This window comes from Pseudomonas paraversuta, from assembly GCF_904067025.1.
Classification (GTDB): Bacteria; Pseudomonadota; Gammaproteobacteria; order Pseudomonadales; family Pseudomonadaceae; genus Aquipseudomonas; species Aquipseudomonas paraversuta.
Map to the genome: position 1 here is coordinate 2,601,116 of NZ_CAJFDA010000001.1, position 23,935 is coordinate 2,625,050.

Annotated in this window: 22 protein-coding genes and 2 pseudogenes; 18 read left to right on the top strand and 6 right to left on the bottom strand. The window is 54.7% G+C overall.

Annotated features, from left to right (window positions below; translation table 11 throughout):
- Positions 1-31: 31 nt before the first annotated feature.
- The gene (locus JQ848_RS11900; protein ID WP_161718695.1) at positions 32-1,489 is read right to left on the bottom strand and encodes an acyl-CoA reductase; all 1,458 of its coding nucleotides are present in this window, start codon (positions 1,487-1,489) and stop codon (positions 32-34) included.
- Between the two features lie 4 nt (positions 1,490-1,493).
- Entirely contained in the window at positions 1,494-2,933 is a 1,440-nt protein-coding gene (locus JQ848_RS11905) for a phenylacetate--CoA ligase family protein (protein ID WP_161718697.1), read from the bottom strand.
- A 331-nt stretch (positions 2,934-3,264) separates the two neighbouring features.
- Here JQ848_RS11905 and JQ848_RS11910 point away from each other — a divergent pair, with 331 nt between their 5' ends.
- From JQ848_RS11910 to JQ848_RS11930, 5 genes are all read left to right on the top strand, one after another.
- Positions 3,265-4,416, top strand: coding sequence for an iron-containing alcohol dehydrogenase (locus tag JQ848_RS11910; protein WP_202210732.1), 1,152 nt, complete (start codon positions 3,265-3,267; stop codon positions 4,414-4,416).
- The gene (locus JQ848_RS11915; RefSeq protein ID WP_202210733.1) at positions 4,413-4,850 is read left to right on the top strand and encodes an acyl-CoA thioesterase; all 438 of its coding nucleotides are present in this window, start codon (positions 4,413-4,415) and stop codon (positions 4,848-4,850) included. Before JQ848_RS11910 ends, JQ848_RS11915 begins: the two co-directional genes overlap by 4 nt.
- A gap of 77 nt (positions 4,851-4,927) precedes the next feature.
- Complete coding sequence (locus tag JQ848_RS11920; RefSeq protein ID WP_202210734.1) at positions 4,928-5,596, top strand: TetR/AcrR family transcriptional regulator; 669 nt, start codon at positions 4,928-4,930, stop codon at positions 5,594-5,596.
- 166 nt (positions 5,597-5,762) lie between these two features.
- Positions 5,763-6,773 carry an aldo/keto reductase gene (locus JQ848_RS11925; protein WP_202210735.1) on the top strand — a complete coding sequence of 337 codons (1,011 nt, stop codon included), beginning with the start codon at positions 5,763-5,765 and terminating at the stop codon, positions 6,771-6,773.
- Positions 6,774-6,933: 160 nt separating this feature from the next.
- Complete coding sequence (locus JQ848_RS11930) at positions 6,934-7,560, top strand: dTMP kinase (RefSeq protein ID WP_202210736.1); 627 nt, start codon at positions 6,934-6,936, stop codon at positions 7,558-7,560.
- Positions 7,561-7,587: 27 nt separating this feature from the next.
- Here the strand turns inward: JQ848_RS11930 and cuyB are convergent, their stop codons facing one another.
- Together cuyB and JQ848_RS11940 are read right to left on the bottom strand one after the other, a co-directional pair.
- Positions 7,588-9,087, bottom strand: a complete 1,500-nt coding sequence (cuyB, locus tag JQ848_RS11935) for a cysteate racemase (RefSeq protein ID WP_127195385.1) — start codon at positions 9,085-9,087, stop codon at positions 7,588-7,590.
- Positions 9,084-10,403 carry a dicarboxylate/amino acid:cation symporter gene (locus JQ848_RS11940; RefSeq protein ID WP_202210737.1) on the bottom strand — a complete coding sequence of 440 codons (1,320 nt, stop codon included), beginning with the start codon at positions 10,401-10,403 and terminating at the stop codon, positions 9,084-9,086. Before JQ848_RS11940 ends, cuyB begins: the two co-directional genes overlap by 4 nt.
- Positions 10,404-10,632: 229 nt before the next feature.
- On the opposite strand from JQ848_RS11940, the gene JQ848_RS11945 reads away from it, so the two are divergent.
- The 7 genes and pseudogenes from JQ848_RS11945 to JQ848_RS22740 all read left to right on the top strand — a co-directional run.
- Positions 10,633-11,553 carry a LysR substrate-binding domain-containing protein gene (locus JQ848_RS11945; protein ID WP_010656484.1) on the top strand — a complete coding sequence of 307 codons (921 nt, stop codon included), beginning with the start codon at positions 10,633-10,635 and terminating at the stop codon, positions 11,551-11,553.
- Positions 11,554-11,668: 115 nt separating this feature from the next.
- On the top strand, positions 11,669-12,268 hold the full coding sequence (locus tag JQ848_RS11950; RefSeq protein WP_202210738.1) for an MliC family protein: 600 nt from the start codon (positions 11,669-11,671) through the stop codon (positions 12,266-12,268).
- Positions 12,269-12,576: 308 nt separating this feature from the next.
- A complete protein-coding gene (locus JQ848_RS11955; protein WP_003445609.1) occupies positions 12,577-12,945 on the top strand; it encodes a hypothetical protein in 369 nt (122 codons plus the stop codon).
- A gap of 122 nt (positions 12,946-13,067) precedes the next feature.
- On the top strand, positions 13,068-14,015 hold the full coding sequence (locus JQ848_RS11960; protein ID WP_003445611.1) for a 5'-nucleotidase: 948 nt from the start codon (positions 13,068-13,070) through the stop codon (positions 14,013-14,015).
- Positions 14,016-14,482: 467 nt separating this feature from the next.
- Positions 14,483-14,595 (top strand): annotated as a pseudogene (locus JQ848_RS22975) (IS3 family transposase); the annotation flags it as partial.
- A gap of 184 nt (positions 14,596-14,779) precedes the next feature.
- The gene (locus JQ848_RS11965) at positions 14,780-16,687 is read left to right on the top strand and encodes a nuclease-related domain-containing DEAD/DEAH box helicase (RefSeq protein WP_202210739.1); all 1,908 of its coding nucleotides are present in this window, start codon (positions 14,780-14,782) and stop codon (positions 16,685-16,687) included.
- A 283-nt stretch (positions 16,688-16,970) separates the two neighbouring features.
- Positions 16,971-17,138 (top strand): annotated as a pseudogene (locus JQ848_RS22740) (LysR substrate-binding domain-containing protein); the annotation flags it as partial.
- 65 nt (positions 17,139-17,203) lie between these two features.
- Here the strand turns inward: JQ848_RS22740 and JQ848_RS11970 are convergent.
- Entirely contained in the window at positions 17,204-18,082 is an 879-nt protein-coding gene (locus tag JQ848_RS11970; protein WP_202210740.1) for a LysR family transcriptional regulator, read from the bottom strand.
- Positions 18,083-18,236: 154 nt separating this feature from the next.
- Between JQ848_RS11970 and JQ848_RS11975 the strand changes: the two genes are divergently transcribed.
- The 6 genes from JQ848_RS11975 to JQ848_RS12000 all read left to right on the top strand — a co-directional run bounded on the left by JQ848_RS11975 (position 18,237) and on the right by JQ848_RS12000 (position 22,384).
- Positions 18,237-18,662 carry a VOC family protein gene (locus JQ848_RS11975; RefSeq protein WP_202211288.1) on the top strand — a complete coding sequence of 142 codons (426 nt, stop codon included), beginning with the start codon at positions 18,237-18,239 and terminating at the stop codon, positions 18,660-18,662.
- 261 nt (positions 18,663-18,923) lie between these two features.
- Positions 18,924-19,505, top strand: a complete 582-nt coding sequence (locus JQ848_RS11980) for a TetR/AcrR family transcriptional regulator (protein ID WP_003445622.1) — start codon at positions 18,924-18,926, stop codon at positions 19,503-19,505.
- A 55-nt stretch (positions 19,506-19,560) separates the two neighbouring features.
- Complete coding sequence (locus tag JQ848_RS11985; protein WP_202210741.1) at positions 19,561-20,667, top strand: alkene reductase; 1,107 nt, start codon at positions 19,561-19,563, stop codon at positions 20,665-20,667.
- Positions 20,668-20,746: 79 nt separating this feature from the next.
- Positions 20,747-21,490 carry an SDR family oxidoreductase gene (locus JQ848_RS11990; protein WP_202210742.1) on the top strand — a complete coding sequence of 248 codons (744 nt, stop codon included), beginning with the start codon at positions 20,747-20,749 and terminating at the stop codon, positions 21,488-21,490.
- Between the two features lie 68 nt (positions 21,491-21,558).
- On the top strand, positions 21,559-21,939 hold the full coding sequence (locus JQ848_RS11995; RefSeq protein ID WP_202210743.1) for a nuclear transport factor 2 family protein: 381 nt from the start codon (positions 21,559-21,561) through the stop codon (positions 21,937-21,939).
- 58 nt (positions 21,940-21,997) lie between these two features.
- Positions 21,998-22,384 carry a nuclear transport factor 2 family protein gene (locus tag JQ848_RS12000; RefSeq protein WP_003445627.1) on the top strand — a complete coding sequence of 129 codons (387 nt, stop codon included), beginning with the start codon at positions 21,998-22,000 and terminating at the stop codon, positions 22,382-22,384.
- A 373-nt stretch (positions 22,385-22,757) separates the two neighbouring features.
- Here JQ848_RS12000 and JQ848_RS12005 read toward each other — a convergent pair.
- Positions 22,758-23,908 (bottom strand): IS3 family transposase gene (locus JQ848_RS12005; RefSeq protein ID WP_088500423.1). Its coding sequence is split into 2 segments (ribosomal slippage): positions 22,758-23,674 and positions 23,674-23,908, totalling 1,152 coding nucleotides; the frame shifts between segments, so codons are not numbered across the junction.
- Between the last annotated feature and the right edge of the window lie 27 nt (positions 23,909-23,935).

Here is a 23,935-nt window from a genome sequence, read left to right on the forward strand (position 1 = left end):
CCCACAGCCTTGACTGTGGAGGCTGTGGTGGTTAGATCGAGGGGCGTAGCCAGGGAGCCGGGCTGGTTTGCGGTGAAGCAATCTGGTTGACGATCCACTTGCCCATTCGCCGCAGCGGCTCGATGGCATCCTGGGGACCGGCCCATTTGAGCCCTGCGGCGTAGCCCAGCGAGACAATTCGCTGGGCACCATACAAGGGCAATATGTCCTTGAGCTCGTCCTTGATACTTTCCGGGTAGACGCCAACTGTCTGGGTATAGGCATCCACCGCTTCGAGCATTTCGCTCAGCTCGTCAACGGGCACCAGGTTGGCTGTGCGATCGTCCAGACGTGCAGCAAAGGACACCGGCTCCGCCAGCTGGGAACAGATCACCGAACCTTCGCCGTCCTTTCCGCCAATCACTTGATACCAGTCATCACTCAGGCGCAGTGCATCGACTTCGGCCTTGAGGCCCGGGTCGTAACTTTTGGGCGCGGTACTGATGGTATTGGGCAGGGTCTGCATGGCGTCGTAAACATAGCGGCCGAAGGTGTTCAACTGCGCCAGGCCGGCCTCATCGGTACCGCTCTGTACATAGACCACGCGGGCGCACACACAGGCCTTCTGGTTTAGCGCGCCAATGTCGCAGGCCAGGCGCACGGCGGCCTCACGCATGCTTTGCTCACTGTCGAAAGTGGCCTTGCCGATGATGCTGGCGCTGCGTTTGGGATCCAGGGAAATCAGTTCAAGACCCGGCTGGATATAGCGCGTGACATGCTTCATTGAGGCAAAACCGCCCCACGCGACGATTTTTTCCAGGTTCTGAGGCTGGTAAAGACGCTCCTCAAAAGCCTGATCGCCACCTTTCCAGTACGCGACACTCAAGTGCCTGGTCAGCGGATGGTCAGGCGCCATGTCGACCATGGTGCGAGCGATGGCCAATGCCGTGAACGGATCATTGGAAGGCGCTTTGATGATCGCATCGCTGCGCAACACCATATTGCGGATGATGGTCAGCAGCGATAGCCCGGTCGCATTGCCCGCGACGATATGCAGGGTGCGGGCGCCGAAGCAGCGTACTTCCAGCTCGGTGCCGTCGATCAAGCGCTGCCTGACCCAGCCTTCAAGGTATTTGATGCCCACGGACAGCTCTACCTGCTCGGTGATCGCTTCTCGAGTGAGCATATGGCGCAGTCCCATATAGCTGCTTTTGACCATTGTCGGGGTCACCGGGGCGGTCAGGTAAGACAGCTCGCAGGCTTCCTGCAGGTAGGGATTGGTGTCGAACTCCAGGCGTTCACCGAGGGCCTGGGCGTACTCCAGGATATCTTCGAATGTGAGGCTGTACAGGTCGGCCAGTCTGGCCGGATTGCCCAGCGGCAACTGGTCGATGTAGCAGTGTGCATCAGGGGTGCGAAAGATCAGATCACCGCCCCGGCCACCCACGTCGATCAGGTTGTCGGTGATGATCTGACCGCGAATGATCATTGGCGCAACAGGCTTGTTCATGGGGTTAGCCCTCCAGGGTATTGAGAAAGTCCATCGCCTGGCGATGAGAGTCTTCTGTGGCGGCACAGGTGATCTTGTCGTCGCCGCCAGTCAGTTCGCTGTAACGCTGAATGGCCCCGACCACGTAGTAGCTGGGTCGGCCGCACGCGCAGGGTTGGTCCCACTCGATGGTGATCTCGTCGCCGGTGATAAAACCGCCCCAGCGGATCTCCGCGCCGAGGTCAAAGAACGCCGCGCGGCCGGTTACGCGGCCATGGCGGGGCAGTGGCCGGCTGGTTTGCGGGTCAAGCAGGTAAGGGATGACCGTGGGGGCAAAGTGGAAGTGCCCGGCTTCACAGCGCGGGTGGGCGCCGCCGACGACTTCGGACATTGCATAGGACTCATTGATCCGCCGGGCCCCGGTGAACCGCAGCACGTCATCGCGCCACCCTTCGGGTTGCACCACGCCCTTGCCACCCCCCGAGGTATGGATAAATGAATCAGGGTCGAACACAGCTTCAAGGCCACGCTCCAGGCCTGCTTTGGCCATGCTGTGCAACAGGTTCCAGGTTGCAGCGATGTATACCCGCTTGCCCCGGAGTTCAGTGGACATCTGATCAAAAAAAGCCGCCAGGTGCTGCGGCATTTCGGCCTGCAACTGGTCAAAGGCCTGCTTCTTGGCCTGCAGTTGCGGGCTGATTTCCAGACGATCAAGGGTGCCCTTGGACTGTGCTGCACGCAGCCTGGCGCCAAGATGAAGCACATCGCTACTGAGGGTGGCCGGGTATGCCGCATGAAACCTTGATTCGTGCCCCAGCAACGCTGGAATCATCGCTTCGTGGACCCGCACATGGCTCAGGTAGCCCTTGCGGTAGTACGGGTAAATGGTGTGCAGGTCGGGCAGGGGCGTATCCGACCCCTGCATGTTGTGCACATTCATTTTGCGTAGCTGGGCAAATTTCTCCCATTCACGCACGGCGTGGGGCAGGAACGAGAGGGTCCCGGACGTACCGGAAGTGTGGCTGATGCGCAGTTGCGGCACGGCCTCGTCCATGACTTCGAACCAGTCGTCCAGCCCCTCACAGCCACTGACGTTGACCGCCGCAATGGCCTGGGCAAGCTCTGAGGTGACGAGCTTGCCCAGCCACTTGTTGATTTGGCCAAAGTTACGTTTTTCCAGGAGCGACGGCGGGTACGACTTGTACACGGTGTGCTCGAACAACAGAGGAACCACGTCATTGATGTGCAAGACATGATTCACGCCTTCGCCATCGGCGAGCTTCTTGAGGACCGGTATCCGGTCGCGAAGCATTGCAAAGCGCTGCTTTAACCCGCACAGCTGAATCGCGTCGATTTCGGCGCGGGGGAGCATGTCCCAGGCCTGTTGGGAATAGGCGGTCAACTCTGCCGGACTGTTAAGCAATAGCCGGGTTTTTTGTTCTATCGACAGCTGTGAAGTAGGCATGGTCTGGCTCGCTACTCGACTCGTAAACCGGCAATGCCGGAGGAGGATGTGGCTCAAGTATGGGCAGACTGGATGGGCTTTTGTTCCGTATACAGGCGATCGATATATCGACCTAACTAGCTGATATAAAACATGAAAAAACTATTCATCGAGGTGCTTTCCAGGACTGATTCCGGATTCCCGGCGAAGACTGTTTTTGCCCGCTGTGCAGTGGCCCGGCTGCAATACACTGGGTTTTCCCCACGCTCGGGTGAGGGCATTTGCCCCTGAGTGATGTGCTTTGCAAGCAACAACAAAAACTGGACGCAACACACCAATTTGTGAGGCCTTTATGTTGAAAATGGTATTTCAGACCACCGCTTCAATGATCATCGAGCGGGGCGCCGCAACTCGGCTCGCCGAGCATGTACAGGCCATGGGCTGCACATCGGTACTGGTGGTGACCGATGCCGGGGTTATCGCGGCACGCTTGCTGGATGCCGTGCTCGCCAGCTTCGAGAACAGCCCCGTCGCCGTCAGGGTATTTTCCCAGGTACAGGCCGACCCGCCGGAGTCGGTGATTCAGATTGCTGTAGACGTGGCCAAAGCCTGTACTGCTGATTGTGTGCTGGGGCTGGGGGGAGGGAGTTCGCTGGATGTCGCCAAACTGGTGGCACTTCTGGCCTGCAGCGGTGAGAGCCTGGCTGAGGTCTATGGCATTAACCTGGCCAAAGGCCCGCGCTTGCCGTTGATTCTGGTGCCCACCACGGCAGGGACGGGCTCGGAGGTGACCCCGGTATCGGTGGTGACCACCGGCGAAGGTCAGAAAAACGTGGTGTATTCGCCGCTGCTGCTGCCTGACCTGGCGATACTGGACGCCGAACTGACCCTTGGCCTGCCGCCCCATGTCACTGCCGCCACCGGCATTGATGCCATGGTCCACGCCGTCGAGGCCTACACCAGCAAGGATCTGAAAAACCCGATCTCCGACTGCCTGGCTCGCGAAGCCCTGCGTTTGTTGTCCACCAGCCTGTTCAAGGCCTGCCAGGACGGCAGCAATCTGCAAGCGCGGGAAAATATGCTGCTCGGCGCATGCCTGGCAGGCATGGCGTTCGCCAACTCACCGGTGGCGGCAGTGCACGCCCTGGCCTATCCCCTTGGCGCACATTTTCATGTGCCCCACGGGCTTTCCAATGCGCTGGTGCTGGGGCCGGTGATGCGCTTCAACCTTGAGGCGGTCGCACCTTTGTATGCGCAACTGGCCGATATTGTGCTGCCCGGCCTCAATGGCAGTGACAGGGAAAAAGCCATGGCACTGGCCGACTACCTGGGGGCGTTGGCCGGCGAGTTGGGGCTGGCGACCCGCCTGCGCGACCTGGGCATTACCGAGTCTGATATCGAGTTGCTGGTGACTGATGCCATGAAGCAGACCCGCCTGCTGGGCAATAATCCCCGGCCCGTCCGTGAGCAAGACGTACGCGCGATTTACAGGAGCATTCTGTGAGCAACAAGATCGAACGTGCGCACCGCGAAGAGTTTCGCCGGTTTACCCAGATGCCTACACGCTGGGGCGACCATGACTCCTATGGGCATGTAAACAATGTGGTCTATTACTCTTACTGTGAGTCGGCAATCACGGCCTATCTGGTGGAGCAAGGCACTCTGGACATCGCCCACAGTCCCGTCGTCGGGCTGATTGTCAATTCAGGCTGCACGTACTTCTCATCCCTGTGTTTTCCCGACCGGATCAGTGTCGGAATGAAAATATCGCGGCTGGGCAACAGCAGTGCGCGATACGAACTGGGTCTGTTTCGCAACGACGAACCGCTGGCCTGCGCAGCAGCCCATATCGTCTATGTCTACGTCGATCGGGCCAGCAATACCCCTGTAACCATTCCACCGACGGTACGTGCAGTACTCGCACGACTCACTGACTAAAGGAGCCTGCTCGTACATACTCCAGCTTGCTGCCTGGCGGGACTGACCCGCCAGGCAGCATTCCGGAGAAACAGCGCATGATCAAACCAAGCCGAAACGGTCAGGGCATACAGGTAGAAATACCGGCGCAGCCACGCAAGGAGCCGCGCCAGCCCCGTTCTATTGCACTGGTGAGTGCGGTAAAACAGACCGGGCGCCAGATTCTTGAAAACGAAGGCCGCGAAGCCTTGAGTGCCATGCGTCTCGCAGCGGATTCGGGCGTGGCAATCAGCTCTATCTATGAGTACTTCCCGACGATCGATGCACTGATCGCAGCGATTTTTGACGATTACCGGTCTGAGGCGCGCACTGCGCTGTTCAGCGACATCATGGCGCTGCCAGCGCAAAGCACATTGCGCGACGGCATTTTGCTGGCCTTGCGAGTCGTGATGGCCGCCCACGTCAAGAAAAACCAGTTCGACCCGGCGTTCAGCGTGCGCTCAACCCATTACGAAGAACTGGTGCGACTGGATGTGGTCAAGGACAAACCGCTGTGGACCAGCACCGCGAGTTCGGCGTTGATGCAACGGTTCGCCAGCGAGATCCGGGTCAAGGACCCGCAAAAGGCTGAGTTCCTGGTTTATCAGACGCTGTCTGCACTGCCCAGGGCCATGCTGCTGGAAAGACCGGGCTACCTGGTGGAGGAAGACTCCCCCGAATTGATTGCAAGCATGCTGCATGCTGTGTTGACCCATGGGCAGACCTGAATCGATGCGCCTGGCTCAGGGCTTTTGAGCCAGTGACCGGATGCGACCAGGTATCGATCCTCAGGGCTGTGCCACTGGCACAGCCGCATCCCTTTTTTGCACCTTAATCAGTAACAGGAACTGGTCTAGGATCAACTGCTCTTGCAAACGCCTTTGAGGATCGATGATGAATTACCGTTATCTGGGCCGCAGCGCCCTGAAAGTATCGCCTTTGTGCCTGGGCGCCATGATGTTCGGCGGCGAGACCGATGAGGCTACCAGCAAGCGCATCATCGACAAGGCGGGCGCCGCAGGCATCAACTTCATCGATACCGCAGATGCTTACCACGCCGGGCGTTCCGAAGAAGTGGTCGGCCGTTCCATTGCAGCGCAGCGCGACAACTGGGTAGTGGCCACCAAGTTCGGTTACCCGTCGTCGGCTGACGCGGGCCCGAATCAACAGGGGCAGTCGCGCAAATGGATCATGCAGAGTGTCGAGGCCAGCCTCAAACGCCTGGGCACCGACTATATCGACATTCTGTATTTCCACCGCACCTTGAGTGATGCGCCGATGGAAGAGGGATTGCGCGCAATCGACGATCTGATTCGCCAGGGCAAGATCCGCTATTACGGGGTTTCCAATTTCCACGGCTGGAAAATCGCCGAGATGGTTCGCCTCGCTGATTCGTTGGGCATCCAGCGGCCGAGCGTCAGCCAGCCGTTGTACAACATCGTCAATCGTATTGCCGAGGTTGAGCAACTGCCTGTTGCAGGCAATTACGGCATCGGGGTTGTGCCTTACAGCCCCCTTGCACGGGGCGTGCTCAGCGGTAAATACCCGGTGGACGTGCCGCCACCGGCGGATACCAGGGCAGGGCGCGGTGACAAGCGGATCCAGCAGACTGAATGGCGTCCCGAGTCGTTGAAAATTGCCCAGACCATTGCCCGGCATGCGGCCGATCGCGGCACTACTTCAGTCGCCTTTGCTATTGCCTGGGTGCTGAAAAACACATTGATCAGCGCAGCGATTGCAGGCCCCCGGACAGAGGCGCACTGGGACGGCTATATGCAGGCTTTAGGGCTGGAACTGGGGCCGGATGACGAGAAACTGGTGGATAGCCTGGTGGTGCCGGGTCATGCCTCGACCCACGGCTTTACCGATCCGGCCTACCCGGTTGAAGGGCGCAAAGTGAGCTGAGCTTGAACAACGCCGCAGGTTTAGCTTCGGGCACTGGCCACAAATCGGGTTAGAGTGTTCATCAATGCCTGTTTATCGGCCCCTCAACCCTGTTCGCAGCTGGCAGCTCCAGCTGCGCCCAGGGCGAAAAACAAACCGTCTTTCAATCGATATGTGAAGAATGAATCGTCCGCTGTTTGTTTCACTGGATGGCCCCAAGGGGGCCGGTAAAACCACACTGCTGGAGGCCATTACCAAAGTGTTGCGGGCCGACAAGCAGAAGGTGATCCGCCTTTGCGAGAAAAAAAGCGATCCCTTCAGGGCTGAAACGATGGCCCTGGTGAACACACTCGCCAGAAATCCGGGCCGGGATCTGGAGTGGCAGGTTTGTCAGCGCCTTGCTGACAGCCGGGCCTGGATTTCCCGGCACGTACTGACTAAACAGCCCGCGGACAGCATCATCCTGATCGATCGCTGGTACCCGTCCGATGCCGCGTTTCGCCGAATAGTCCCGTTTGCAGAAATTGTGCAGCTGAACCTTGATCGCAACGTGCGAGTGCCAGACCTGCATGTCGGGGTGGTGACCGCCCCTGAAATTTCATGGGCGAGGGCAGCGGCACGTTCCCGGGGGCTGGGCAGCACCGTGCTGCATGACCTGGAAGAACATGTCGCCTGCACCCTGGGATTCGAGCAAGGGGTTGCAGATCACGGCTGGGTGTTATGCCGTAATGAAGGAACCCTTGAAGAGGCAACGATGCAGGTGGTTTCCGAGATTTATAGAGGCTTTCCATGCCTCCTCATGAATTGAATCAACCCCTGCAAACTGTATGGGCCTCTAACCGGCAGGAACACTCTGCCGTTGGATCAGGTTTTCCCGGGAAAGCTGAATGCACTTGATTGCCAGGAGGGTTGTCGGGTCTATCAATGCCACTTGATGGCCGTTGATCATGTAAGCCTTGCTGTGCTCCAGCACCAGAGGCAGCTCCGTACAGCCGAGGATGAGCACTTCGGCACCCGATTCACACAAGTGTTCTGCAGCGAGCAATAGCTGATCTTTACAGATGCCTTCAGTGAACCCGGCTTTAATCCCGCGCGCGCCATAAATCGAATCCATGACCAGCGCCTGGTAGTCGACGCCGGGGACAATTATTTGCAGTCCGGTGCGCCGGGCAGCGTCCTGGTAGACCTGGCTTTTTATGGTGCCCGAGGTCGCCAGCAAGCCGACTGTTTTGCCAGCGCCGTACTGCCGGACAATGGCGTCCACTGTCTCAGTCAGCATGTTGACAATGGGGACCCGCAGGTATGCCTGAATACGTTCAACAAAGGCGTGGGCGGTATTGCAGGGAATCGCAATCGCATTGGCGCCTGCACTTTCCAGGCGCTTGCACGTTGCGTACATCGCCATGGTCGGATCCGTTGCGTCATGCAGCAGGTTGGCCGTGCGATCAGGAATCTGCGGGTTTTGCTCGACCACCATTTTGATATGTTCCTGATCACGGCCTGCCGGTGTATGTGTAACGACCTTGGCCATGAAGTCGACCGTCGCTGCCGGGCCCACCCCTCCCACTATCCCCAGTTTGAAGGGGGGGCGACTCGATTGACCTTTGTTCAGGGTCGCGAAACCGGCATAAAGCTCGTTGATATCCAGCACTGCAATACCCCGTCGCTGCAGATCACCACAGACCAGCGAGAGTTCGGTCATGCCAGGCAAGACAATGCTTGCCCCTTGTTCCTGTAGCGAAAGGCAAGCCTGATAAGCAGACTCCAGAGGTACCCCGTGCAGATAGCCATCCTTGATGCCATTGACGCCATACATCGCTGCCATCAGCCCTGACTGCACTTCATCGCTGGGATAAACCAGCTTGAAGTCAGTGCCAAAATAGCGCTCAAACAAACCGCAATGGCGCACGTAGTCAGAGGCGACGATACCCAGGGTGACGCCAGGTTTGGCGATATGGTCAATGTGACTGCGCAGGGCAGCCATCATGTCGAGTACGGGAATACTCAGTTCTTCCTGAATTTCAGCCCGGAATGTATGGCTGGCGAAGCACGGAAGCATCACCGCATCTACGCCACTTTCTTCAAAAGTTTTACAGACCTGGAACACGTAGAACTTGCGCGATGTCATATTCGCGCCCTTGTCCAGGGGCAGCAGCACGTCCTTGAACGGATGCTGCTCGAACAGGAAGTGATAGCGGCCCTGGTCCTCAAGCACGGCCCTGGACTTGACCAGCTTGTAGAACAGATCCCCCCCGGCCAGGGAGCCGAGGCCACCCACAATGCCAAGTTTTCGAACAGTGGCTGCGTCCCCGGATGGCGCTGATTTGCTCTTCATGACGCAACACCATAAGCCGCCGGGACAGGACATACGGATTGAGGATTTACCGGTGAGCGTTGTGCATCGTCAGCTTCCTCTGCCGATTCATCACAGGGTTCGGACTTCGCAACCACGGCGGTGGCAATGCTGTTGCCCACAACGTTGGTGGCGGTGCGAGCCATATCCAGAAACTGATCAATGCCAAGGATCAGCAAAATTCCGGCTTCGGGAAGATTGAACATGGGCAAGGTTGCCGCTACCACCACCACTGATGCCCGGGCTACACCCGCCATGCCCTTGCTGGTAACCATCAGCGTCAGCAAGATGAGAAGTTGCTGTGTGAAGCTCAAGTCAATGTTGTAGGCCTGAGCAATGAACATGATGGCGAACGCTTGATACATCATCGAACCATCGAGGTTGAATGAGTATCCCAATGGCAGTACGAAGCTGGATACGCGCTTCGGCGCGCCGAATTTCTCCAGTGCCTCCATGGTTTTCGGGTACGCGGATTCGCTGCTGGCGGTGGAAAACGCGAGGAGCACGGGTTCACGAATGAGCTTGCCCAGGGTAAATACCGAGCGGCCGAGAAAAAAGTAGCCGGCGCCGAACAACACTGCCCAGAGGATGAGGATTGCCAGATAAAACTCGGCAATCAGCTTGCCGTAATCGACCAGCAGCCCCACGCCCTGGGTAGTAATCGCCGACGCAATGGCTGCAAAAACCCCGATGGGTGCAAAGCCCATGACGAAGTCGGTGATCTTGAACATCACTTTGGCCAGCTCTTCAATGCTGTCGACGATCCTGGTGTAACCGGCGCGCTTGACTCCCGCCAGGGCAAAACCGAAGAACAGCGAGAACACCACAATTTGCAGGATCTCGTTATTGGCCATCGCCTCGGCAATGCTGCGAGGAAACACGTGGCTGATGAACACTTTGAGGCTGAAATCTCCGGTGTTGAGCATTGCCGGACTCGCGGCATGCTGGACCACCTCCATGTTCAGGCCGGCACCGGGTTGAAACAGGTTGACCAGGCCCATCCCGATAGCCAGGGATACCACCGAAGCCGTGACGAACCAGGTCATGGCTCTCAAGCCTATGCGCCCGACGGAACGAGAGTTGCCCATGCTGGCAATGCCGCCGACCAGGGTGGCGAACACCAGCGGGGCAATGATCATTTTGATCATGCGCAAGAAAATGTCGGTGACCAGCGAGAAGTAAGACGCTATCTCTTCGGCTCTCTGTTCGCTGCCTGCGAAATGGTGACATGCCCAACCAACAAGCACCCCCAAGGCAATGCCAATCGCAATTCGACGCCCAAGCTTATTTTTCTTCACAGCGCTTTCCTCAAGTTGTTTTTGTGCTTTTTCTACTTGGCTGCAGACAAGTGTGTTGCTGCCGTGACGCTATGGCGGCGACCTCAGGTTCGAGATTCTAGAGACAGGCCCCGCAGGTCTTGATGAGTAATCAGGATGGGCCTATGCGCTTTTGGAATAGTTTCTCCAGGAGCTGCCTGGGCACTGCCGGGGCGCTATACACTGGCTGTTCGCAGCATGGGGTGAGGCTATGCAAATCAAATGGCTGGATGATCTTCTGGCGGTCGCAGAGTGGAAGAACTTTTCTCGGGCGGCTGAGGTTCGCTGTGTGACCCAGTCGGCTTTGTCGCGGCGTATAAAGTCACTTGAAGAATGGGTGGGTGCAGAGCTGGTGGATCGCGGCACCTATCCGGTCCAGCTCACGCCTGCCGGGCGTGCATTCAGTGAAGAGAGCCGCGAGGCATTGGCGGGGCTGATGAGGTTGCGCTCCAGCCTGCGCGAGGTAGAGCGGATGCCGGGGCGATCCATCCAGGTCACTGCCGGCCACAGCCTGTCGATGACATTCCTGCCCAAATGGCTGAAGCAATTTCAGCAGCACAACGAGCAATTCAATGTGCGGGTCGTTGCCGCCAACATCCACGACGCCGTCATAGCTCTGGAGGAGGGGAGTTGCGACCTGATGCTCGTCTATCACCACCCCCTGGCGCCCATTGTTCTCGATTCGGAAAAATTCGGCAGTCTGACCCTGGGGCATGACGCGTTTATTCCGGTGTGCGCACCTGACCGCCGGGGAAATGCGCTGTATCCCTTGCCGGGCAGCTCCAGTAAACCCGTTCCTCATCTCGCCTACACGGCCACGACTTTTCTCGGGCGTGTGGCCGAGATCGTCATAAAGAATGGCCCCACAGCATGCAGGTTGGAGCGGTGCTACGAGGCGGATATGACGATGCTGCTGATGCGCATGGCCGTCGAGGGTTACGGAGTAGCGTGGCTGCCCCAAAGCGCGGTCATCGATCAACTGCAGCGAGGACAGTTGGTGAAAGCGGGGGGTGATGAATGGAGCACACGACTGGAAATACGTTCCTGCTGCTCAATCAGCAACCAGAACCCCACCATGCGTAACCTCTGGAAGACGCTTGAAGGTGCTTCACTCAATTTAGCGGACGAATAGGGCAAACTCCCATGGTTGCTCCCGCCAGTGCATTATCCGGTGAATGCCGGGCGCTGCCATTGGCCTGAAGAGCTGCATTGGTTTTATCAAGTTTTGAATCATCAGGAGCACCAAAATGTCTTTCAATCCCTCAGTAGCCTTCTTGCCCCTCGCATTGCTGGCTGCAGGGTTCGCCAGCGCCGCCCAGGCCAGGACTGAACCTTCGTTCAAGTGCAGCCCCGGGATGTCCAGCGCTGCCGAGACGCTGATTTGCCAGAGTGAACAGCTGTCGACCCTGGACCGCAAGCTGGCCGGTGTCTATGACACGGCCGTGAAGAAGGCCGCAAACGCGGCCAAAACCCTCAAAGCCGAGCAACGTGGCTGGATCAAGGGCCGTGACGAGTGCTGGAAAGCCGACGACAAGCAGACCTGCCTGCGCGACAGCTACACCCTGCGTATCGTCGAAATCCAGACAGCCTATGGCCTGATTCCCTCCACAGGCCCGGTGAAGTTTGATTGCGCCAGTGATGGCAGTGTCGTAGCGACTTTCTTCCAGACGGACCCGCCGTCCATCAACGCGACCTACAAGAATCAGCAATCATTGATGCTGGCCGTGCCTTCGGGCAGCGGCGCACATTACCAGGGCCGTAATGAGAGTTTTTGGGAACACCAGGGTGAAGCGCTTGTAACCTGGGGCTACGGCGCCAAGGAAATGACCTGCAAAAAAACTGGGTGAAGCATCAGGATGCCCGGTTAAGTCCGGTTCGTGAGTGTGCCGACATGAGCGGCGTCTAATTGCACGTTCGCTTGAACGTAGAGTGCCTGCGATGGAGCAACTTTCGAAAAAGTCTTGCAGACGCGCCTACTCTCTTGAGCCTTGCGGGTATCTATCCGTCAAGGCTTTCGGCCTTGGCGACTGCGTATGCCACTTGCACTTAACCAGCTCAGCGCGCATAGCCGCCACGTGGGCAAAGGCTGCAGCCGTGATGGCTTTTTGCCTTGCTTGCCTTTAAGCTTCCGGAACCTCTTTAATCAAGGATGACTATGAAACAGCTCATCGCTGTAATGGGTATGTGCTTTGTGCTAGGTGGTTGTGCCACGTCACACTACACCGCAGGCCGGGACTTTTCGTCAACCAATGTGGCCAGCATCACTAAGGGCATGACAACGACAGCCGAACTGAAGTCGCTCTTCGGTGAGCCCTACGCTAAGAGTGCTGTCAGTGAGACTGACGAGAAGTGGATCTACACCTACACCAACGGGTCAGCACACGCTCAGAGCTACATAGTGACAATGAAGGTGACGACTAGAGGCACCCAGAAGACGCTTGACGTGCTTATCCGTAACGACGTGGTGATTAACTATACATTTAGCGAAGGGCCAGCACCGGGCACCATGACAGCAACCAACTAAGATTATGTAATGTGTAGCAAATGCTGTCTCTCCCATGTGCCAATGACCCTAGACTCGCAGTCAGTCGATGGCTGCTGAGCGTTTCGTTTGCTGACGTCACTAAACAAACAAGAGAAAGTTAAATGGCCTATGAATTGGACAATCGTCTTGTAATCGGAGTCGCGTCCAGTGCCGTCTTTGATTTGCGTGAATCGGATGCAGTTTTCAAAAGTCAGGGAGAAGAGGAGTACCGAAAGTTTCAAGAGCAGAATCTCAAATGCCCCTTGCCCAAGGGCATCGCATATCCGTTCATCAAACGGCTATTATCCCTGAACGATCTTAGTGCAAATCCATCCGATCCATTAGTTGAGGTAGTGCTGCTGTCTCGAAACGACCCGGATACTGGGCTACGGGTGATGAAGACTATCGAGTATTACGGGCTTCCTATGACCCGGGCTATTTTCATGCAGGGCAAGTCGCCCTATGAATACATTCCCGCCTTAAACATCGCGCTCTTCCTGTCTGGAAATAAATCCGACGTCGAGGCAGCCATTATGGCTGGTCATCCAGCTGGCCAGGTTCTCGACTCACAATTCAATGACGACGAAGACGACAAAACTTTGCGAATCGCATTCGACTTTGATGGTGTCCTGGCCGACGATGAGTCCGAGACAGTCATGCAGTCAGATGGCTTGACCAAGTTCCATGCCCATGAAGTGAAAAACGTAATGGAGCCGCATCATCCCGGCCCGTTAAAAGAATTCATGGTGCGTATGTCGAAGATTCAGTCGGTGGAGGAAGAGCACAAGAAACTGAACCCTGACTATCAAAACAGGATTCGCGTATCGATCGTAACCGCTCGAAATGCTCCGTCACACGAACGCGCGATGAATACACTCAAGAGTTGGGGCGTAATGGCAAATGATGCTTTCTTCCTCGGAGGCATCGAAAAAGGCCGAGTTCTCGGAATACTAAAACCGCATATTTTTTTCGATGACCAGTCAGGACATCTGAAGGCTGCAAGTGCCGTCGCTCCATCCGTACATATTCCGTTCGGCATCACCAACCAACGGGCGAAGGATCCCCATTGAGGATTGATGTGCAGGAAGAGCCAGAAGCTGGAAATGTCTGATCCCCTTGGGTTACTGGACGCAGGACGATCTTATTTACGCTATTTAGTTGCTTTTTAATGGAGACTATCGATATGACTGTCAAACCAAACATCGGTGCTCATGCAGGTACAGTAAACAACCCGCTGACTTTTACGGACGCGTACAATCGTGTCAGCGCAGCACCAGCAACACCCTATATCACCACCGGAAACGGGACTGCGTTCACTGCGCGAGCACGCCTCACTCGACGGGGAGCCCGGACAGGGGAGCCAGTCATCGTTTTTTATTCTAATGGCGTCGAAAAAGCCCGAGCGTATGCCTGCTGTTGGGGGTTGCGGACCAACTGCAATAAAACCCACATCAATACTTATACGGCGGCGCTTTAATAACACTACCTTGATTGGGTAAGTTCGGTAGCTATGCTCTCTGCAGGCATACGGCTTACCTATGCGCGCAACGTAGTTGGCTGGTCAATGAAACCGACTTAGCCGAGGAGTTGGCGTTGTATGCCTTGCTGATTGCGGTTTGGCGCCGCAAACCCAAACACCGAGTGCTTATTCGGCGGCGTTAGCCTTGAGCCCTTTGAAAGCGCCACATTATCAGGCTGGAAATTGTCTATGGCGGCGGGGGTAGTCCATTTAATGTCATCGTAGACTTGGATTCTAATCGGATGGCGCATTCATTGTGTGAAATATGGCTTTGTGCTAGTGTTCGCATTGAGCATGTTCAAAGGAATTAAGGCTGTGGCGAATATAATCCCTAATATTGATCAGATTAAAAAGTCTAGACAATCACCTACGCCTGGAGAGTTGAACTTGCTCGAAGCTCTCAGTCTAATGTTCGACGGAAATACAAATATTTTTTTTCAACCTTGCTTCAATGGCGACAGGCCAGACATAGTATTGCTCAATAAGGAGTTGGGCGTTGTGGTGCTCGAGGTTAAAGATTGGGATCTTCAGCGATATAGAGTGTCTTCAGATAACGTTTGGAGTTTGAAGAGCAACGGACAAATAATTAAATCCCCTTTCGCACAGGCCTTTGCATACAAGAAAACATTTTTTGACGTTCACATTAACGGGCTTTTAGAAAAGCACATAAGGGATGAAAGATTTTTTAACATTGTCAAGGTGAGTGTTTATTTTCACTGTGTTGATAAAAAGGAGCTTGAGGGTTTTTATAGCCCGGCTATCGAAAACCTAAATCAACAGCTTAGAGAGAATGAGAGTAATTTCAAGTCAGAAAAAATATTACACGAAAGCTATGATAAGAAACGAGAGTACCTGGAGAACAAGAAGAAAAAGCTTGTTCGGGATTTGACGCTATTGTCAGTGACTAGAGATAATCTACAGAAAATTTCGTTTAGCAAAAATTTACGTGGCATAAGTTTTTACGAAACTGTGTATAAAGAATTTTATCGTTTGTTGTTCCCCCCTTATCACTATGCGAATGAGGGGAAAGAACTGCAATACAGCAAGCTACAATCAAGGCTATGTGAAAGCTCACTGGGAGCCAGAGCTAAAATTTGCGGTGTGGCTGGATCTGGAAAAACTACTGTATTGGCAAAACGTGCGGTGAACGCGCACAAACGCCATGAAGGTGCTGTTTTGATTTTGACCTTCAATATAACTTTGCGGATGTATATTAAAGGAAAAATCAGCGAAGTTCGTGACGATTTTTCTTGGGCCAATTTTGAGATTGCGCACTATCATGGATTTATGAGTTCTGCGTTTAACAATTATGGTGTTCAGATTGATTTTAAAGATTTGTCGTGGGATGAGCTAGAAAAGCGATATTTTTCAAATGAAAATATCTTTCAAAGTATCGAGAATATTTACCGATACGACACGATTTTGGTAGATGAAGTTCAAGACTATAAACCAGAATGGCTAAAAATAATAAGGGATAATTTTTTAAACCCAGATGGCGAAATGGTATTGTTCGGGGATGAAAAGCAAAACATTTACTCGAGGGCTATTGATTCCGAAAGACGATCTAAGTTGATCGATGGCTTTGGACGGTGGGAAAAGCTAACCAAAAGCTTCCGATTCAAACAAGATAGCCATGTCATGAAGGTTGCTGCTCTTTTTCAGGCGACCCACCTCCTGGAAAACTATAACTTGGATATGGACGAGTCTTACCAGCCGTCTCTGTCGATGCTAGGAGTTAACGCCTATTCTTCTTATCATGAGGATGAGTTGGATAAATGTGCAAAAATGATTGTAGATCTAACAAAAAAAGAAGGCTTACATCCAAATGACCTGACAATAGTGTGTTCAAGGGAAAGCGTGCTTCAAAATTTGGACTATCATCTCCGTAATGGGGAAGGGCATAGGCAGCGCACGCTCACGACATTCGCCACTCTAGAAATGATGCAGCATCCGAAATTTAATAAATCTGCAAAGGCTCTTGGTAACTCAAAAAAAGTCGGATTCAACCTCAATAGTGGCGTTACGAAGCTATCCACTATTCATAGCTTCAAGGGATATGAATCCCCGCTTATTGTTCTTCTTGTCTGTGACAAAGATTCTGCCGAGATAATATACACAGGGCTTACACGGGCAAAGGAAAGCATTATTGCTTTCATACCTACTGAAAGTGTTTACAAGGATTTTTTTGAAAAAAACTTTGACCAGCTGAATAGTATTCTTTAATAGTTTTGACAAGTGTAATTTAGATGCAATAAAGAGGAAGTATTCAGGCCTTGTTACGTCAAGAAGGTATAAAAGTTGAGCGATGGCAAACATGGTCACAGCTCGTTCAGCTCTGACGAGCGCGCGGGATGTATCGGGTGACACACCAGAACAGGTACTGCTTCAACAGCCGCTGGTGCTGGACACGGGTGCGCGGATCGATCTGCGGAAAAGATGCCGTTTAGCTATGCCGATTCGGGCTATCAGATTATCGGCCTGACGGCCGCTTTGGAGCCTGATGAGTCGCTCATATCTGGCCAGCGGTGCCTTGGTTGAAGTCGCGCCACAAGCATTGAGCTCTCCAGTAGCCGCCCACCATTTGGTGTTTCCAAAGGCGCACTCCAGCTTTCCTAGAGTCAGGCGATTTCTGGAGTGGATGGAAGGAGAGTTGGGGCACAGTTTTGTATTTTGATCACTCCAAATGATTTCGGTTTGGCTACAAAAGGGCCCCTAAGGGCCCTTTTTGCCTGGAGGCTGTTATGTAGAAACGGCTAATACCTGATCACTTATAAGCTGAGCCAAAATTCGCACAGGCTCGGTAAAACTCTGTCGAGACCGATGTACCAGCCCGATATCCCGGTGAAAGGTGTGTTGTCCCAAATCGATCGCTCGGACCCCTGCGGGCCATTCCTGATGGAGTTCTGTCTGCGGCACCAGCGCTATGCCTACACCTTTTTCAACCAGCTTGATGATGGCCTCCAGTTCATCCAGTTCGCAAACCTCCTGCAAGGTGAAATGCATCTGCCGCAGGAAACGATCCACCTGTCTGCCGCCGAAGGATGATCGGTCATAGCGAATGAATGGCTGGCTGGACAGCAGTTCCGACCAGTCTTCTCCCTCCAGGTCACGGGGCACGATCAGTCGGTAGGGCTCCAGCGCCAACGTTGTCCAGCGCAGGTCACTTTGAAGGGAGAAGGGCGGGCGAATGATCACGGCCATGTCGATCTCGCCGGCGTCGACGAGGTTCACCAGCTCCATTGAAAGGCCCGGGATGACACGTGTGCGGCACTGCGGACACTGTTGGTGAAACTTTGCCAGCGCATCTGGCAAATAGGAGCGCTGCACGGACGCGATAGCACCGATGTTGACCAGCACGCTGGGAGGCTTGCCCAGCGTTGTAGAGCCCAAATTGTCATAAAGCCTCAGCAGCTCTTGCGCCTGCAGAAGTATCTGGTGCCCCATTTTGTTGAGATGGGCCGAGCGTCCTTTCCTGTCGAAAATCTCGAACCCGAGCTCGGCTTCCAGGCGCTGGATCTGCGCGCTCACAGCGGCCTGAGTCAGGCCGATCTTGTTGCCGGCAGCGGCGAAAGTGCCTTCCCGCGCCACAGCAATGAGTGTCTTCAGTTCTTTGATCATTCACAAATATTAATTGTGTTTATAAGAAATATATATTGATTTTAATGTTTGGTTTGCCGTCCTACGATGTTTCCCATCCCCGGCAACGGCTGAATCCTGAGAGCCAATGACGGTGGAAATATTCGCCAACCAACAAAAAATATTTGGAGTTCTGATGAGCCTCTCACCATTCCACCTCGCAATCCCCGTTTACGACCTGGCTGCAGCTCGCACCTTTTACGGTGAGGTTTTTGGACTTGAAGAAGGGCGCTCAAGCGCGCAGTGGGTAGATTTCGATTTTTATGGCCACCAACTGGTGATTCACGAACATCCAAAAACCGCGACCCAGGAAAGCGTTCACAGCAACCCGGTCGACGGGCACGACGTTCCAGTTCCGCACTTCGGCATCATTTTAGGTTGGGAGCAGTGGGAGGCACTGGCCGAACGACTGAAGTCGTTCGGTACCGAGTTCGTGATCGAACCGTACATTCGTTTCAAAGGCCAGGTGGGCGAGCAAGCCACCATGTTTTTGTTTGATCCGTGCGGCAACGCTCTTGAGTTCAAGGCTTTCAAGGATATGAGCCAGCTCTTCGCCAAGTAACAACACCCATGGCACAACCGAGTTGTGCCATTTGATCTCAAGTGAGCTGGAAGCTCATGACTCTAGCAACTGCGAATAGACGCAGACCTTTCATTCCAACAAGAAGGCTAGACATGAAACGTATTCTTTGGTGATCGCCAAGTGGGAAATGGTCAAACTGGAACCCGAGCGGGCTCATCCAGTCGCTAGCGTCTAGTCGTTCGTCAGATACTCAACAGGGCGCTAGACGACCGGTCTAGTTTTGTTTAGGCTTTGCCCACTATGAAAAAACCTACTCAAGACATGCGACAACACATCATTGATGTAGCGAAGTCATTGATGACTCACAAGGGCTACACCGCTGTCGGTCTTATGGAAGTGCTGAAGGCGGCGGGTGTACCCAAAGGGTCGTTTTATCACTACTTCCGCTCCAAAGAGGAATTCGGCCAGGCACTGTTGGAAGAATACTTTCAGGAGTACATCGGGCGGGTAGACGTTGTTATGGCCGCGCAAGGGACGGGCGCCGAGCGGCTCCTTGGTTATTTGCGCTATTGGGCGAAGACGCAGGCGTTCGATCATCCCGAGGAGAAATGCCTGGTGGTGAAACTCGGCGCCGAAGTGTGCGACCTGTCGGAAGACATGCGCGGCGTATTGGAGGAGGGCACCGCGCTGATCATCCAGAGAATCAAGCGGTGTGTTGAGCAAGGAATGGCGGATGGCTCAATCACTTCGACCCAAGACGCAGAAACACTAGCTGAGTCGCTGTATCAATTGTGGTTGGGGGCATCACTGCTGGTGAAAGTGCGCAATACAACAGCTGCCTTTGACACGGCATTAATGACGAGTGAGCGCCTGCTGGCATAGGGGCGTTTTTTTTAAGATATTTACTAGACGACCGGTCTACTTAACTGGAATTTTCATGACTGATATTGCTGCAGACACCGACCTTTTTTCGCCCATGAATATGGGCGCGCTGCAACTGGCTAACCGAATTGTAATGGCCCCCGTGACGCGCAGCCGAATGGCCGACGACGGCGTGCCGAATGACATGCATGCGACTTACTACGCCCAGCGTGCCAGCGCAGGCCTGATCATCGCCGAGGCCACGAACATTTCAGCTCAGGGGCGTGGCTATGCCATGACGCCGGGTATCTGGTCGCAAGAGCAGGTGGCAGGCTGGAAAAAAGTCACCGACGCAGTACACGCGGCAGGGGGCAAGATCGTCAGTCAACTGTGGCACGTAGGTCGCTTCTCCAGCGTCGAGTTGCAGCCCAACGGCGAAGCGCCAGTCGCGCCCTCGGCAATCAAGGCCGAAGGTACCACCTATACCAACAATGGCATGGTCGAAGTGTCCATGCCTCGGGCGCTTGACACTTCAGAGATACCGGGAATCATCGAGCAGTACAGGCATGCGGCAGAAAATGCCAAGCGAGCCGGTTTCGACGGTGTGGAAGTCCATTCGGCCAACAGCTATCTGCTCGACCAGTTCCTGCGTGATTCCACCAACCAGCGGACTGACCAGTACGGCGGCTCCATCGAGAATCGGACACGACTGACACTTGAAGTCACCGAAGCCGTGGTGGCAATTTGGGGCAGTGAGCGGGTCGGCATCCGCCTTTCACCAGTCACGCCTGATGCCGGTAACACGCCTCCAGACAGCAACGTCATGGCGACCTACGGTCACCTCATTCAGCAGTTGAACAGATTCAACCTGGCCTATCTGCATTTCGTTGAAGGCGCCACCGCCACCTCTCGTACCGTGCCCGAGGGAGTGGATCTGGATGCTCTGAGTGCGCAGTTCGAGGGGTCGTACATTGGTAACAACAACTATGACCTGGAAATGGCCCTGAAGCGCAGGGCGCAAGGGCGGATTGATGCCGTGGCATTTGGTCGATTGTTCATTGCCAACCCCGACCTGGTAGAGCGCCTGCATCGAGGTGTCGAGCTGACCATAGCCCCGCGCGAGAGTTACTACGGCGGAGGCGCCAAGGGCTACATCGATTGGCCTGCGGCCAACTCCAACTAAATAGAGATTTCCTCTGCGCCAGTTCGGCGCGGGGAGGCTCGGTCGCGAAAATATTTCGCCGTACAAGAGGTCCTTGAATATGAGTTATCTGCAAAACAAGGTCGCCATCGTCACTGGCGCATCTTCCGGCATTGGTGCTGCCACCACCCGCGCATTGGCCGCACAGGGCGCTCGCGTCGTGGCAGCAGCAGTCGATCAGCACGGGTTGGAAGCGTTTGTTGCCGAGCTGCGTGAGGCCGGGAGCGAGGTGGTCGCTTTCACCACAGACGTTACCCATCTGGATCAAACCAGAGCACTCGCGAAGTTTGCACAAAACACCTATGGCGCAGTGGACATCCTGGTCAACAACGCCGGCCTGATGCTCTTTTCCAACTGGGTCGATCTGGCCGTGCAGGATTGGGAAAAAATGATCGATGTGAACATCAAGGGCTACCTCAACACTATTGCTGCTGTGTTGCCATTCATGCTTGAACAGAAATCCGGGCAGATTCTCAACATGGACTCCGTTGCAGGTCACCAGGTCGGCCTCGCGGCGGGTGTTTACAGCGCAACCAAGTTTTTCGTCCAGGCCATGACTGAATCCATGCGAAAGGAGTTGGGCGTGCAGCATGGCATTCGCGTCAACACCGTCAGCCCGGGCGTGATCAATACCGGCTGGGCGGACAAGCTCAGCGATCCTGAAGGGCGTAAGGCTGCCCAAGCGCTGAACAGGATTGCCATTGCGCCTGATGATATTGCCCGGGCTGTGATCTACGCCCTCGACCAACCGGAAAATGTCACCGTCAACGATCTGATCATCTCGCCGACACGCCAGGATTGGTAATTGTCGTTTGAGTTTTCCGTGTCCGATTGGCCAAAAGGGTCACCGGCACATGCAACCAGGAGTACATCATGAGCAATCCTACTTACGTCCAGGAATACAACGCGATCGTTGCTGTTCTGAGTCAGTACAACGAAGGTGGTGCCAAGGCTGACAGCGCTTTGATAAAGCCCGCGTTCAACGAGCAGGCCACCATGTTTGGCGTCGACGGCGACAAACTCGTCGGCGGTGCGATCCAGAATCTGTACGACGTCATCGACAACTCTTTCCGCCCATCTCCCGAAGCCAAAGCCGCGATCGTTCGTATCGACATTGTGGGCACTGCCGCCAGTGCCAGGGTCGATACCGACAACGTTTCGGGATTTCGTTTCACTGACTTCTTCAACCTGCTGAAGGTAGAAGGCAAGTGGACGATCGTCAGCAAGATTTACCACACCCATCCGAGCGCTTGAGCATTTGAGCGCTTTTGGCGAGGTGTGTTTTACGTCGCCCTGATGAAAGGAGAAAACCATGTCGAAGAACATCAAGGCAGTACCGACTTCCGAGTACGACGCTGTCATCGCTACTGCCAATCAGTATGTTGAAGGTCTGCGCGTGGGCAGTGCAGAAGGCGTTGCTCAGGCGTTCCATAAAGACGCCGTGATGTACGGTTATACAAATGGCGAGCTGCTTGGCGGCCCGATCAGAAATCTGTTTGATTTCGTCCAGAAGAACGGCAGCGCCCCGGAAATTACGACTCGGCTCGACATACTGGCAATCACGCCCACGACAGCCGTGGTGCGTGTCGATATGGAAAATGATGCGATCGGTGCCGACTACAACGACTACCTGACCCTGATCAAAATCGACGGCGCCTGGAAGGTCATCGCCAAGGTTTATCACCAGTTCGAAGGTTGAGCATTCACCGATCCCGGTTGAGTCAATGCCGGGATCGGGGCTTGTTCATCGCCAAACGGAGCAGCGATCATGCCGCTGGCAAAGTAGGGTGGTGATTGGTTAAGCAACTCGCAGGACGAGGCCACGAAGCGAACTCGCCATTGGGACGAACCCAGACCCAGATACGTGATTTAACAAGTGGGCGATGTCGGATGTTCATAAGTAGCTCACAGGCCCGAGATTGCTGAATAAATGTTCTCGTAATTAGCGCGATCGTTCATCGATTGTTGTTCATAGTGGATCAAAATACACGGGAGCTGAGTCAGGGGTGTGGGAGGTGAGCCGAGCTCTGAAGGGCGTGGAATGAAGGATGTAGTGAATCGCCCCAGGTTTCCTAGACACTCTCCAGGCTCGCTGCGTAACGCTTTTCAAACTCTACCGGTGACAGCTGATTGTTGAAACTGTGGCGTCGTTTTGGGTTGTAAAACATCTCGATGTAATCGAACACATCATCCCGAGCATCCTGGCGTGTAGTGTAGATTTTACGCTTGATCCGCTCCCGCTTTAGCAGCTGGAAAAAGCTCTCCGCCACAGCGTTGTCGTGGCAGTTACCTCGACGACTCATGCTGGCTACCAGGTTGTTAGCTTTCAAGAAGCTTCGCCAGTCTGAGCTGCTGTACTGACTGCCTTGATCCGAGTGGATCATCACCTCTTGCTTCGGCTTACGTCTCCAAACCGCCATCAGCAGTGCATCAATGGCTACGTCGCTGGTCATCTGCGACTTCATTGACCAACCAATGATCTGGCGTGAAAACAGATCGAGCACCACGGCCAAATACAGCCAGCCTTCATATGTTCGGATGTAGGTAATGTCTGTGACCCAGACTTTGTTGGGTTCTCTGACATCGAATTGGCGCTTCAGTAAGTTCGGTGAGGCAACGGCTGGTTTACCGCCATATTTTCCCGGCCTCCGTCGATACCCAGTCTGAGAACGTAAACCTTCAAGGCGCATCAACCTAGCTACCCGGTGACGGCCACAGCTCTCACCAACCTCTCGCAGGTCATCATGGATCTTGCGATAGCCATAAACACCACCGCTTTCCAACCAGGAGTGTTTGATCAGTCCAAGCAGTCGCTGATCGTCCTTGGCTCGCGCAGATTTTGGTTCTGATAGCCACGCGTAGTAGCCGCTGGGATGAACCTTGAGCGTCAGGCAAAGCCGTCGAATCGCGTAATGACCCGCTTGCTGCTTAATAAAGGCGTACTTCAGCCGCACTCCTTGGCAAAGTACGCGGCGGCCTTTTTTAAGATGTCTCGCTCCTCCGTCACCCGTTTCAGCTCGGCCCGTAGACGACGAACCTCAGCGCTCTGATCATCCTCCTCAACGCGCTGTTCCTGGGGCTTGGTGTAGCGCTTAACCCAGGCATAGAGGCTGTGCACGGACACACCCAATCGTGCAGCCACCTCCGAGACAGGAAGCTTCTTTTCGGTCACTTGTTTGACCGCCTGGATTTTGAATTCTTCGGGATATCGCTGGTTGCTCATGGCACCTCCTAATGGGCCTCATTTTAA